Genomic DNA, 12,562 nt, shown 5'->3' with positions numbered 1-12,562 from the left:
ATAGGGTATAAGTGGAGTGCTGTCCAAGCTTTGAGGAGTTGGGTCCACTCCCTTATTTGCTTCAGATGAGTAACGAAAAATGACAAATTATATTTGTTTTGAAGACTTTTCGTTTACCTATGATGCTCAGACTACTCCCACTTTAAAAGGGATTAATCTAACGATTGAGCAAGGTGAGAAAGTCTTAATTTTAGGGCCATCAGGCAGTGGTAAATCCACTCTGGGCCAATGTTTAAATGGCATCATTCCTGGAACCTACTCTGGGATAATGTCTGGGAAACTAACCATTGCTGGTCAAGAGGCTGAGAAATTGTCTATCTATGACCAGTCTTTTTTGGTATCTACTGTTTTACAAGACCCAGATGGTCAGTTCATCGGACTTAGTGTGGCAGAAGACATTGCTTTTGCCTTGGAAAATGATCAGCTGCCTCATGCTGAAATGGCGGAGCGCGTTGCCGAATGGACAGCCAGACTAGACTTGGAACAATTGACCCACCATCGTCCTCAGGACTTATCGGGAGGTCAAAAGCAACGGGTAAGTTTGGCTGGTGTCTTGATTGATGAGAGTCCTATCTTACTATTTGATGAGCCTTTGGCTAATTTAGATCCCCAAGCTGGTCAAGAAACCATGCACTTGATTGACCGCATGCACCAAGAAGTTGGTGCGACAACCCTTATCATCGAGCATCGTTTGGAAGACGTTTTAGAAATCGATATTGACCGAATTGTTTTAATGGCTGATGGGGAAATCCTTTATAACGGGAAAGCCAATGACTTGTTGTCTAGTGATTTATTAGTTGACAATGGCATCAGAGAACCGCTTTACCTGACAGTTTTAAAGGCTTTAGGGCATGATTTGAAGGATAAAAATCATTTAGCTGATTTATCAAAACTATCCTTACCAGCCTTAACCGTACCATCAGTGGAACAAGCATTAAAGACAGAATCTAGTAAGCTTTTACTTGAAGTCAACCATTTGACGGCTGGTTACTCCCCTGAAAATCCTATTTTGAAGTGTCTGTCATTTAGCCTATCAAAAGGAGAACTAGTTGCCATAGTTGGGAAGAACGGTACAGGAAAATCAACACTGGCCAAGGCACTTTGCGCTTATTTACCTATGAAAGGAGACCTGCTCTATAAGGGGCAATGTATTGTTAATGATTCCATTAAAGAAAGGGCGGAGCGGATTGGCTACGTTTTGCAAAATCCTAATCAGATGATTAGTCAGACTATGATTTGGGATGAGGTAGCCCTTGGCCTTAGACTTCGTGGCATCGAAGAATCTGAAATTACTGAGCGCGTGGAAGACATTTTGAAAGTTTGTGGGCTTTATCCTTACCGCAAATGGCCGATTTCTGCCCTGTCTTTTGGGCAGAAGAAGCGCGTGACGATTGCTTCTATTCTGATTTTGAATCCACAAATCTTGATTTTAGATGAGCCAACGGCGGGACAAGACCAGAGAACTTATCAGGAAATCATGTCCTTTCTCAAGGAACTTAGCGCAGCAGGACATACGATTTTGATGATTACCCATGATATGCAGTTGATGTTAGATTATGCCGACCGTTGTCTTGTTGTGGCGGATCGTACCATTATCGCGGATGATAAGCCACAGACAGTTTTATCCAATCCAGAACTAGTCAAAACAGCTCACCTTAAACCAACATCACTTTATGACTTGGCTCAAAAAATAGGGCAAGACCCTGAAGTGGTCACGGCCTATTACCAATCCTTAAAAGGAGGTGTTTAAGATGGCAAATCGTTTATTGGGCTATCAGCCTGGACAAGGATCTTTGTACCAGTTGTCAGGTACTAGTAAACTCCTCTTTTTCATTTTAGTTTCGGTGGCAGTCATGACCAGCTATGATACACGTTTTCTTATCATCGTTAGTTTGGCCTCGCTTTTATTATTTAAAAAGGCTGGTATTAAATGGAAGGATGTCTCCTTCGTTTTTGTCTTTGTTGGCTTCTTTGCCCTACTGAATATCTTGATGATTTACCTATTTGCCCCGCATTATGGAGTGGATTTGTATGACTCTAAGACCCTCTTGCTCGATGGTCCTGGCCCCTATGACATCACTCTAGAAGAGCTATTTTACCTTTTTAATGTGGCGATCAAATACCTATCAACTCTCCCTTTGGCAGTGATTTTCCTGCTCACTACTCATCCGAGCCAGTTTGCGTCTAGCCTTAATCAGTTAGGTCTTCCCTATCGTTTTGCTTATGCGGTTAGCCTAACTCTTCGCTATATTCCCGATTTGCAGGAAGATTTTGGAACCATCCGAAAAGCTCAAGAAGCACGAGGCTTGGAGTTGTCCAAGAAAGCCTCATTACTATCCAGGATTAAAGGTAATATCCAAATCATTACACCGCTGATTTTTTCATCGCTTGAGCGTATTGAAACCATATCAACCGCTATGGAATTGCGCCGCTTCGGCCGCTACAAAAAAAGAAGCTGGTACCAAGCTAAAGCATGGACCAAGAAAGACAGTCTTCTCATCCTCCTTAGCATTATCATCGTCGCTATCGCCATCAGCCTCTTTTATCTGAATGGGGGAAGGTTTTATAATCCGTTTTTATATTAATGCTCTTAAAAAAATTTAGATGAGTCAGATTTCCACACCTAGATTTAGTGATATCTCGGTCAGTCTATCTCATCTGATGTTGAAGTTTACTGCGTAAAAAGTGTCTGGAACAAAAAGATTTTTAGTTTATACTGATTTAAATTCAAAATCTGAATATAGAATTATGGTTCGAGGCTACATATCCTATTAAATCGTCTAGTTTTACACGTTGTACATAAATGGTTTCATATTTAGAGTTTTATTGAGTATCAGAAAAAACATACTATTCAATCTGATTTGCTGATAAAATACATAAAAAACGAACAAAAAGATGCTCTTGTAATGTATAAGAGATAATCTTTGTTCGTTTTTGTGTTTGTGTTCAGACTTTTGTCTCAGGCTCCTTTTCCCTCATCTCTCTGGGACTACAATGCCAGAATTTTTTAAAGGCCTTCGAAAAATATAGGGGATCGGAGAAGCCAACTGAAAAGGCGATGACTTTGATACTTTCTTTTGTACTTTCTAGGAGTTGCTTGGCGCGATGCATTCGAATGTGTAGCAAGTATTCTTTGGGGGATTGTTGCTGATATTCTTTAAAAATAGTGGTCAAATAACTGCGATTGATTGATAGTGTGTCAGCGATACTCTGAATAGAAAGGTCTGTCATTAGGTAGCGTGTGTCTATCATATGTTTGGCATCTAGATAAAGTTGGTAACTTGATTGGTAGTCACTAGTATCTTGGCTAGGGTAGGCTTGAGATAACTGGAATAATAACTCGTAAATGCGTCCTAGCAAATGGAGGTGGCTATTATGCCCTTTAGATTGATTGGCAGTCTCAGCAAGCGTTATCAGTTGTTCGGCGATTTTTTGAGTATCGCATGATTGACTATTTTTCCAATAAGTTAATTCATTGATACGACTGTAGCGGAAGTAGTCTGCAATTTTAGTCCCACCGAGGCCTAACCAATAATAGGACCAGGGATTTTTGTCATCTGCTTGATAAAAAGTTAGCTCATTTGGTTTTAAGAGGAAGAAATCACCTTCTCTGAGATTGATGACATTATTTTGATAATAAAATATTCCTTGACCATGAGTGATATAATGTAAAACATATATTTCACGAATCGATGGACCGTAGCTGTAGCCCGGTGGACAGTTTTCATATCCAAAAAAATTAAGACTGACATCCATCGTTCCACTTTGATAATTTGAAAACATAATCTACTCCTTGTCTAACATTTTACCATATTCACCTAACAAAATTCCATTTAAGTAAGCGCTTGCTAGTTGTATAATGAAATTATTTCTAGGAGGTAATACTATGGGAATCACTGTTAAAGACAATCTTTTCTATATTTCAAGCAAGGATTCATCTTTAATTTTAGAAAATCGCCGAGGTGATCTTTTGCTAAAACATTTTGGAAAAAAAATCGATAGTTATCATTTTTCCAATACTGTTTTCGAGAGAGATCATGCTTTTTCTGGGAATCCTACATCAGAGATTAGAACCTATAGCTATGATACACAACGTCAAGTGGTAGGCTCATATGGTTTTGGTGATTTCCGCCATCCATCGATTCGCGTTCAACATCAGAATAATGAATTAACACAATTTAAATTAGTTGATTTTGATATTATTGACGGCATTGTGGAGGCTCAAGGATTACCAAGTCCTCATAGCGGTGAAAACGCCGAGACCTTAGCTCTTAGGTTAGAAGATTCTGTTGCAAAGTTGACCCTAAAACTTTATTACACAGCCTTCGAAGGTTCCTCAACCATCACAACCTTTGCTATATTAAATAATCATTCAGATAATGAAGTTGTGATTCACCGTTTGCTATCTGCCATGCTTGACTTACCATCTCGAGATTATGATGTTTTGACCTTACAAGGGGCTTATGCACGTGAGAAAACAGTTCGTCGTCAGAAACTTCAACAGGGGACATTTAGTATTTCGTCTAATCGTGGCGCTTCGGGACATGGACAAACACCTGCAATTATTTTGACTGAGCATCAAGCAACAGAAGGTTTTGGTGAGGTCTTAGCTCTTCAACTCCTCTATAGTGGTAATTTTCAAGCTTTTACACAGGAAAATCAATTAAATGAAGTCCGTCTAGGAATTGGTATTAATGATGATAACTTTGCTTGGAGACTAGAAAAGGGGGAAACTTTTGTAACACCGGTTGCTATGATGACTTATTCGGATCAAGGTTTAACAGGATTGACTGAAGAAAGTCAGTGCTTTATCAAGAATCACATTATTTCTAAAAATTATTCACATAAAGAACGCCCAATCCTAATTAATAATTGGGAAGCTACTTATTTTGATTTTGATAAAAAGAAATTAGTCGAATTAGCGGAAGAAGCTAGTCAACTAGGGATAGAATTATTTGTGTTAGATGATGGCTGGTTTGGTAATCGTTTTGATGATAATAGAGCTTTAGGTGATTGGACTGTCAATGAAGAAAAATTAAGTGGTCCTTTATCAGAATTAATTAACGAAGTACATAGTAAAGGGATGAAATTTGGTCTTTGGGTCGAACCTGAGATGATTTCAGAGGACAGCGACCTCTATAGATCACATCCAGATTGGGCTATTCAAGCCCCGGAGCGAAGCCACACGTATTCTCGTAACCAGCTGATGCTTAACTTGGCAAATCCCCAAGTGGTTGCTTATCTCAAACAAACTTTCCATGATTTGTTAACCAAAAATGATATCGACTATATCAAATGGGATTATAATCGTAATATGACTAATGTTGGTAATGGCGATACTTATCTTGAAACGCAAATGCAATCACATGCTTATATGCTAGGTTTTTACGAGTTGGTAGATTATCTCACCAGTCAACATCCGGATGTTCTTTTTGAATCTTGCTCTGGCGGTGGCGGTCGTAACGATCTTGGTGTTATGCGTTATTTCCCACAAGTATGGGCCAGTGATAATACAGATGCTATCGCACGTTTGCCGATTCAATACGGCTCTTCTTACCTCTATCCGACTATCTCTATGGGTGCTCATGTTTCAGCAGCCCCTAACCATCAGATGGGTAGAATAACACCTGTTCAAACACGTGGTCACGTAGCTATGATGGGAAATTTAGGATATGAATTGGATTTAACGCAACTGACTAAGGAAGAAAAGGCACTCGTTTCTGATCAGGTAGCTCTTTACAAAAAAATCCGTCCTCTTGTTCAATTTGGTAAGCAATACCGTCTTATTAATCCTGAACAAGGAAGCAATGAAACTGCTCTACAGTTTGTTTATGACAATCAAACAGTTGTTACTTATGTTAGAATCCAATCGACGATTGAAACTATTGAAACAACTCTGAAGCTAAAAGGGCTGGAGGAGGAAGCTCTTTATCAATTGGAAGGAACTGACTTGGTTTATTCAGGAGCGGAACTCATGTACGCAGGTTTGACACTTGATATGCCGAATGGAGATTATTTGAGCCGTCAATTTTACTTTGTGAAACAATCTTAATTGTCTAAAAGACATTAGCCATTTGAAGGAGAACTCAAAATGAAATGGTATCAAAAAATGGGGATAGCAGCCAGTTTATTTTTGGCAGGGTTAATCTTAACAGCTTGTGATAATAAATCATCAACATCAGCTGATGGTAAGGTAACGATTGAATATTTTAACCAGAAAAAAGAAATGTCAAAAACGATTCAGGAAATTGCTAAGGATTTTGAAAAAGAAAATCCCAAGATTCATGTAGATGTTGTTGACGTTCCTAATGCAGGAGAAGTGTTAAAAACTCGTGTTTTAGCAGGTGATATCCCTGATGTTGCTAATCTATACCCACAAAGTATGGAGTTACAAGAGTGGGGAAAGGCAGGTTATTTTGAAGATTTAACAGATAAGCCTTATCTAGATAACCTGGTCGATGGTTACGCCGAGAAATATGCAATCGATGGTAAGATTTACAATGTTCCACTTAGTGCGAATATGTATGGATTTTACTTTAATAAAACAGCTTTTGACAAATTGGGATATAAAGTTCCTGAGACATGGGATGACATGGAAGATTTGGTTGATCAGATGATTAAAGATGATCAGACACCATTTGCTATTGCAGGAGGTGAAGGCTGGACACTAAATGGTTATCATCAACTAGCTATTGCAACAGTGACTGGTGGTTTTGAGCAAGCTAATGATTATCTTCGTTTTTCAAAACCAAACTCTATTTCAATCAAAGATAAGATTCTAAAAGAAGATATGAAGCGTCTAGATTTACTACGTAAAAAAGGTGCTTTGCAAACGAACTGGCAGGGCGCTTCCTATACAGATGCTATCGGTGCCTTCTCTCGCGGAGATGCCTTGATGACTGTTAATGGTTCATGGGCTTTGACCATGATTAAACAACAAGAACCAAATTTTGAGGTTGCTACCTTTGCTTTTCCAGGGAAGGCTCCTGATGAAAGTTTAACTATTGGTGCTGGTGATTTGGCCTTATCTATTTCAGCAAAAACAGAACATCCGAAGGAAGCTAATAAATTTGTAGCTTACATGACATCTAAAGAAGTTATGCAAAAGTATTACGATGTTGATGGTTCTCCAGTTGCTGTCAAAGGGGTTAAAATGAATGAAGACTCTGAATTAGCAGGACTAGCCCAGTATGCTTTCGGCGACCGTCACCTTGTATGGCTAGCCCAAGACTGGACAAGTGAAAATGATTTCTATACCTTAACAACCAATTACCTCACTACTGGTAATGATAGGGAATTGGCGAATGATTTCAATGCTTTCTTCAATCCAATGAAAGCAGATGTAGATTAGGAGTGGACACATGAGACAATTTTTGAATAAATATTGGGGATGGACTTTTCTGGTTATTCCCTTAATCTTACAATCTGTCTTTTTCTACTTTCCAATGTTTCAGGGTGCTTTTTATAGTATGACAAACTGGACGGGATTGACTTATAACTTTGACTTTGTGGGATTGAACAATTATAAAATCTTGATGACAGATGGAAAGTTTATGGCAGCTATTGGGTTCACTATAGTCTTAACGATTGCTCTTATCATCGGGGAAATTGTTATCGGAATTTTAGTAGCTAGAGCTCTCAACGCGAAGTTGAAAGGAACAACTTTTTTCAGAGCATGGTTCTTCTTTCCTGCCGTTTTATCTGGCTTGACTGTGTCGTTGATTTTTAAACAAGTGTTTAACTACGGTCTTCCGGCTATTGGGAATGCTTTAGGGATAGAATTCTTAAAAACAAGTCTTTTAGGGACCAATATTGGGGCAATATTCGCTGTCATTTTTGTCCTTTTATGGCAAGGAGTTGCTATGCCTATTATTCTATTCTTGTCTGGTTTACAGTCTATTCCAGCTGAAATTGTTGAAGCGGCAGCAATTGACGGAGCTAGTAACAAACAAACCTTTTGGAATATTGAGCTTCCTTACTTGCTTCCAAGTATCTCTATGGTATTTATCATGGCTTTGAAAGCTGGTCTAACAGCGTTTGACCAAATCTTTGCTCTGACAGGTGGAGGTCCAAATGATGCCACGACATCTTTAGGGCTCTTGGTCTATAACTATGCTTTCAAATCAAATCAATACGGTTATGCAAATGCCATTGCCTTAGTTCTCTTTGTCATTATTGGATTAATTTCCATTTTGCAAATTAAACTATCTAAAAAATTCGAAGTTTAGGAGTGATTACCATGAAAAAAGAAGAACAACACAATCGTTTTTGGCAATATGTCCTCCTAACTATCGGTGGATTCCTGATTCTAATTCCTCTGTTAGTAACTTTTTTGAGCTCTTTCAAAACAACGAAAGATATTATCGATAATTTTTTCTCTTGGCCAAATCCAGTAACCTTTGAGAACTATGAACGTCTAATGGCTGATGGTATTAGTGATTATTTCTTGAATTCAACGATTATCACAGTGAGTTCTGTTCTAGCAGTTATGCTGGTGATACCTGCAGCAGCTTACTCTATCGCACGAAACATGTCTCGTCGTAAAGCCTTTAATATCATGTACAGTTTGTTAATTTTAGGAATTTTTGTACCTTTTCAAGTTATTATGATTCCTATCACTGTCATGATGAATCGCTTGGGACTTGCAAATATGTGGGGACTTATCTTACTATATCTTACTTATGCTGTCCCACAAACTTTATTCTTGTATGTTGGTTACATTAAACTTAGTGTGCCAGATAGCCTTGACGAGGCTGCTGAGATTGATGGTGCAGATAAATTTACTACTTATCGAAAAGTTGTCTTTCCAATGTTGAAGCCAATGCACGCCACCACTTTGATTATTAATGCTCTTTGGTTCTGGAATGACTTTATGCTTCCACTTTTGATTTTGAATAAGGACGCTAAATTATGGACTTTACCACTCTTTCAATACAACTATACAGGTCAGTACTTCAATGATTATGGACCAAGCTTTGCATCGTACATTGTAGGTATTATTACCATTACCATTGTCTATCTCATTTTCCAAAAACATATTATTTCAGGAATGAGTAATGGTGCTGTGAAATAAGACAGTTTGTATAACTTATGTAGCAATAAACAGTATGTTATGGCAGTAGTGAGGAGTTATTATGGGAATTCAAAATAAAACAACGTTGATTACCTATTCAGATAGTCTGGGTAAAAATCTAAAAGAACTTGATGACAATTTAGAAAAATACTTTGGGGATGCTGTTGGTGGGGTTCATCTACTCCCGTTTTTTCCATCAACAGGTGACCGTGGTTTCGCACCAGTGGATTATGAGGAAGTCGATTCAGCTTTTGGGGATTGGTCAGACGTAAAACGATTGGGTGAGAAATACTACCTGATGTTTGATTTTATGATTAACCATATCTCTCGGCAATCTAAGTATTATAAAGACTATCAAGAAAAACATGAGAATAGTGTCTATAAAGATTTGTTCTTGAACTGGGATAAATTCTGGCCTGAAAATCGTCCAACACAAGAAGATGTTGATTTGATCTATAAACGTAAAGACCGTGCGCCGAAGCAAGAAATTACTTTTAAAGATGGCAAAACAGAGCATCTGTGGAATACCTTTGGGGATGAACAGATTGACCTTGATGTTACCAAAGAAGTAACCATGAATTTTATTAAGCAGACCATTGAAAATTTAGCTTCCAATGGTTGTGATCTTATCCGTCTTGACGCTTTTGCCTACGCTATCAAAAAATTAGATACTAATGATTTCTTTGTAGAACCAGAAATTTGGGCTTTGCTCGATAAAGTACGTGACACGGCAGCTGAATTTGGTGTAGAGATTCTACCTGAGATTCATGAACATTACACTATTCAGTTCAAAATAGCTGATCATGATTACTATGTTTATGATTTTGCTTTACCTATGGTTACCTTACATGCTCTATATTCTGGGCATACCCATCAGTTAGCGAAATGGCTTAAAATGAGTCCTATGAAACAATTTACCACTCTTGATACTCACGATGGTATCGGTGTGGTAGATGTCAAGGATATCTTGACAGATGAAGAAATTGAATTTGCATCCAATGAACTTTACAAGGTTGGAGCCAATGTTAAACGAAAGTACTCATCAGCTGAATACAATAACTTGGATATCTACCAAATCAACTCGACTTACTACTCAGCTCTTGGAGATAATGATAAGAAATATTTCTTGGCACGTCTTATCCAAGCTTTTGCACCAGGTATTCCACAAGTTTACTATGTTGGTTTCTTAGCTGGAAAAAATGATTTAGAATTGCTTGAAAGTACTAAAGAAGGCCGTAACATTAATAGACACTATTATACTAGTGAGGAAATTGCAGCAGAAGTGAAACGTCCAGTTGTCAGAGCTTTACTAAAACTCTTTAGTTTCCGAAATAATAGCGCAGCCTTTGATTTAAAAGGGACTATTGATGTTGAAATACCTAATGAAAATACGATTGCTATTACACGAACGAGTTCAGATTTACAAACACAAGCACAAGCGAAACTTAATCTTAAAACTTTAAGCTATGAGGTAACTGAAAACGGTCAAGAAGTGATTTTTTCGCTCTAGCATTGTAAAAAGGTATCTCGAAGGAGATGCCTTTTTGAAATATTTTATCTCTTTTGAGGTGAAATATTTATACTCGAAAAAAACGAGATTTGACTAGGTAAGGAGACGCAGATAGAGTTGAAGTTCATCAAGGTAAACTTGACCAAGTCAGATTTTGATTTTCAATGAGTATTAAGTAGTGACAGTTGCAAAAGAAAACGTTTGCAAAATATCAAACAACCATTTATACTTTATTTAAAAGGATTGTTACTGTTCAATCAGGCAAAACCTAAGTAGATACGATATAAGAATATGCGATAAGGCATAGGCTTGTTTTGTGTGTATTTAGGTTTTTTCTTATTTTCAAAAAAAGATGAGGGAATATATATGGCCAAGATAATGAATACAAGTTAATTTTTACTCTGAGAATGTTAGGATTTATCGATGTGTGAAAATATTATGGAGGTTTTAATGAGTCATTTACTGAAAAAATCATTGGTTACAACGTCGTTTCTTAGTCTTGCCTGTTTAACACTAGCATCTGCCCATGTGTCGGCTCAAGAAAAGTTTGATAAATCTCTGGAGCAAACGATTAGTAGTGGGACATTAAAGGGGAAAAAGGATAAGGAGAACAAAGCGATAGAGTGGCTAGGGATTCCTTATGCCACGTCTGAACGTTGGAAAGCCCCCGAGGATGTTGCTAAATGGACGGATACTTTTGATGCGACAAAGGTGGGAGATAAGGCCATCCAATTTAATAATGGTGAAATTGTCGGGCAAGAAAATGCCTTAAATTTGGATGTGGTTAGACCTGATAATGCTAAGGCAGATTTGCCAGTAGTCGTCTTTTTGCATGGTGGGAATAATCAAACAGGTCATGCCCAAGAAATAAAGGGTAACACGATTGTTAACGATATTGACGCTGTCTATGTTTCCATTAATTATCGTTTAGGTGCTTTCGGATTTAACCCGCTTGAAGCACTAAAAACAGGCAGCGACGAAGAAAACTCTGGTAACTATGCCTTGCTGGATATTGCGTCAGCTTTGGATTGGGTAAAGGAAAATATCGAAACTTTTGGTGGCGACAAGGATAATGTTACCTTAACAGGATTTTCTGCAGGTGGTCGTGATGTCATGGCGACGCTGACTTCTCCTTTATTTAAAGGAAAATATGATAAGGCTATTTCTTACAGTGGAGGAATGACCTTAGCGGATGTTGAAGAGAGCCAAGAAATATTTGCTTCAGCTATTGCGCCATTGGTCGTTGAAGATGGTCTTAAAGCTAATGAAGAAGAAGCTAAGTCTTGGTTATTATCAGATTCTAAAGAGGTTCAAGATTATTTAACGTCGGTCAAAGCGGATCGCTTGGCAAAATTGATGGGAAATGCAGGCATCCGAATGAGTGTCTTCCCTCATCTGTATAAAGATGGCAATGTTATTCCTAAAGAAGGATTTGAAACCACTAAATTAAACGATGTTCCTTTGATGCTTGTTACTGGAACGAATGAATTTTCTCTGTTTGCTGCATTTGACCAACGGTTTGCAGAAGATTTTAATAGTGGAGAATTATTTAAAGATAAGAAAAAGTTGAATGAATTCCTCTATGCACGTCAGTACGGGGGACAACTTTATCGCCTTTCTAATGGTGTTGAGAGTGCTAGAACTTTAGATAAGCAGTATACGTCAGATATCTTCGTTTCTGAAATTTCATACGGTGATAATGAAAAGGTGACACCTAAACTAGCCAATAGCCTAGGAGCTTTTCATGGTATTTTTGAACCATTGCTGCAAATACCTTCGAACTATGAAGCGTTCATCGGCGATTCCTTTGAAAATAAGGGAGCTCAGCAATTATCAGTGGACTTCAAAGGCTATCTCAAAAACTTTATTCGTTCGGGAAATCCAAATAGTAAAAAACTAACAAAATGGGATAAATGGACTGCTAAAGGTAATGAAGTCCTGAGTTTAGATGCAAGCAAAAACAAGGCAAAAATTAAGAA

9 protein-coding genes are annotated in these 12,562 nt (G+C 38.0%); 8 read left to right on the top strand and 1 reads right to left on the bottom strand.

Going from position 1 to position 12,562, the window contains the following annotated elements:
• The first annotated feature begins 79 nt into the window (after positions 1 to 79).
• Positions 80 to 1,750: an ABC transporter ATP-binding protein gene (locus ACMZ6U_RS02730; protein WP_416106107.1), complete on the top strand. Its 1,671-nt coding sequence runs from the start codon at positions 80 to 82 to the stop codon at positions 1,748 to 1,750.
• A 1-nt stretch (position 1,751) separates the two neighbouring features.
• On the top strand, positions 1,752 to 2,585 hold the full coding sequence (locus ACMZ6U_RS02725) for an energy-coupling factor transporter transmembrane component T family protein (RefSeq protein ID WP_416106106.1): 834 nt from the start codon (positions 1,752 to 1,754) through the stop codon (positions 2,583 to 2,585).
• A 361-nt stretch (positions 2,586 to 2,946) separates the two neighbouring features.
• Here ACMZ6U_RS02725 and ACMZ6U_RS02720 read toward each other — a convergent pair whose 3' ends face one another.
• Positions 2,947 to 3,783, bottom strand: a complete 837-nt coding sequence (locus tag ACMZ6U_RS02720; protein WP_416106105.1) for an AraC family transcriptional regulator — start codon at positions 3,781 to 3,783, stop codon at positions 2,947 to 2,949.
• Positions 3,784 to 3,886: 103 nt separating this feature from the next.
• Between ACMZ6U_RS02720 and ACMZ6U_RS02715 the strand changes: the two genes are divergently transcribed.
• From ACMZ6U_RS02715 to ACMZ6U_RS02690, 6 genes are all read left to right on the top strand, one after another.
• Complete coding sequence (locus ACMZ6U_RS02715) at positions 3,887 to 6,052, top strand: alpha-galactosidase (protein ID WP_416106104.1); 2,166 nt, start codon at positions 3,887 to 3,889, stop codon at positions 6,050 to 6,052.
• Between the two features lie 39 nt (positions 6,053 to 6,091).
• A complete protein-coding gene (locus tag ACMZ6U_RS02710) occupies positions 6,092 to 7,351 on the top strand; it encodes an extracellular solute-binding protein (RefSeq protein ID WP_416106103.1) in 1,260 nt (419 codons plus the stop codon).
• A gap of 10 nt (positions 7,352 to 7,361) precedes the next feature.
• A complete protein-coding gene (locus ACMZ6U_RS02705) occupies positions 7,362 to 8,228 on the top strand; it encodes a carbohydrate ABC transporter permease (RefSeq protein ID WP_416106102.1) in 867 nt (288 codons plus the stop codon).
• Between the two features lie 11 nt (positions 8,229 to 8,239).
• Positions 8,240 to 9,073 (top strand): carbohydrate ABC transporter permease, encoded by an 834-nt coding sequence (locus tag ACMZ6U_RS02700; protein WP_115129609.1) that lies wholly within the window; start codon positions 8,240 to 8,242, stop codon positions 9,071 to 9,073.
• Positions 9,074 to 9,134: 61 nt separating this feature from the next.
• Entirely contained in the window at positions 9,135 to 10,583 is a 1,449-nt protein-coding gene (gtfA, locus tag ACMZ6U_RS02695) for a sucrose phosphorylase (RefSeq protein WP_416106101.1), read from the top strand.
• 450 nt (positions 10,584 to 11,033) lie between these two features.
• Positions 11,034 to 12,562 (top strand): carboxylesterase family protein (locus ACMZ6U_RS02690; RefSeq protein WP_416106100.1); only part of this gene is annotated, 1,529 nt, incomplete at its 3' end.

This window comes from Streptococcus pluranimalium (assembly GCF_047785745.1).
Taxonomy (GTDB): Bacteria; Bacillota; Bacilli; order Lactobacillales; family Streptococcaceae; genus Streptococcus; species Streptococcus pluranimalium_B.
Note: the sequence above shows the minus strand (reverse complement) of the source record. Positions and strands in the feature narration are given on the sequence as shown.

Coding starts and splice junctions, on each gene's coding strand:
- ACMZ6U_RS02725 (WP_416106106.1), top strand. CDS start 1,752: ATGGCAAATCGTTTATTGGGCTATCAGCCTGGACAAGGATCTTTGTAC.
- ACMZ6U_RS02700 (WP_115129609.1), top strand. CDS start 8,240: ATGAAAAAAGAAGAACAACACAATCGTTTTTGGCAATATGTCCTCCTA.
- ACMZ6U_RS02710 (WP_416106103.1), top strand. CDS start 6,092: ATGAAATGGTATCAAAAAATGGGGATAGCAGCCAGTTTATTTTTGGCA.
- gtfA (WP_416106101.1), top strand. CDS start 9,135: ATGGGAATTCAAAATAAAACAACGTTGATTACCTATTCAGATAGTCTG.
- ACMZ6U_RS02720 (WP_416106105.1), bottom strand. CDS start 3,783: ATGTTTTCAAATTATCAAAGTGGAACGATGGATGTCAGTCTTAATTTT.
- ACMZ6U_RS02705 (WP_416106102.1), top strand. CDS start 7,362: ATGAGACAATTTTTGAATAAATATTGGGGATGGACTTTTCTGGTTATT.
- ACMZ6U_RS02715 (WP_416106104.1), top strand. CDS start 3,887: ATGGGAATCACTGTTAAAGACAATCTTTTCTATATTTCAAGCAAGGAT.
- ACMZ6U_RS02730 (WP_416106107.1), top strand. CDS start 80: ATGACAAATTATATTTGTTTTGAAGACTTTTCGTTTACCTATGATGCT.